Origin of the sequence: Pseudomonas sp. MD195_PC81_125, assembly GCF_014060985.1 — a bacterium.
Classification (GTDB): Bacteria; Pseudomonadota; Gammaproteobacteria; order Pseudomonadales; family Pseudomonadaceae; genus Aquipseudomonas; species Aquipseudomonas parakoreensis.
Genome location: NZ_JABULD010001001.1, coordinates 1 through 511, shown reverse-complemented (window position 1 = coordinate 511; position 511 = coordinate 1). Strand labels below are relative to the sequence as shown.

The following is a 511-nucleotide window of genomic DNA, read 5'->3' as shown; positions in this document are numbered from 1 at the left end:
TTTGTCCGACAATCGTCGGAAGCGGACCCGGATCGGTCGTTTACTGATGGCTGACCCAGAATACCGCTGTCCCTACGACCAGAATAATCAGGAACAGAATGGCCCATGCATCGACACTGCTATCGCTTTTCTTTGCCTTGGTCGGATTGCTCATTGCATCGCCTCTTGTCGGTTTTATCGGTGATTGCAGAAAGACTCGATCACAGTTAAGACGATGATTGCCCCCGCGACAAATGTGGGTTAATCAACAACTATTCTCGTTAGGCGATTTGGTTCTTTACATATACTCAAACATCACTTTTGCGCATAACTGCAAACGGGTATATTGCCCCGGCTCCGTTAGGGAGTGCGCGGCCGTGCGCGCGTAATTGCAGAGGCACCATCGGACTCCAGCAAGCGAAAACGCAGCGTTTTCCGAGTAGCCCAAAGCCTGAGAACAGGACTTATATGTACGTATACGACGAGTACGATCAGCGGATCATCGAGGACCGCGTCAAGCAGTTCCGTGACT

The 511-nt window shown here is 50.9% G+C and carries 1 protein-coding gene; it reads left to right on the top strand.

Going from position 1 to position 511, the window contains the following annotated elements:
- Positions 1–447 precede the first annotated feature (447 nt).
- On the top strand, positions 448–511 hold a 64-nt coding region (locus HT737_RS32975; RefSeq protein ID WP_374011224.1), incomplete at its 3' end, for a hypothetical protein.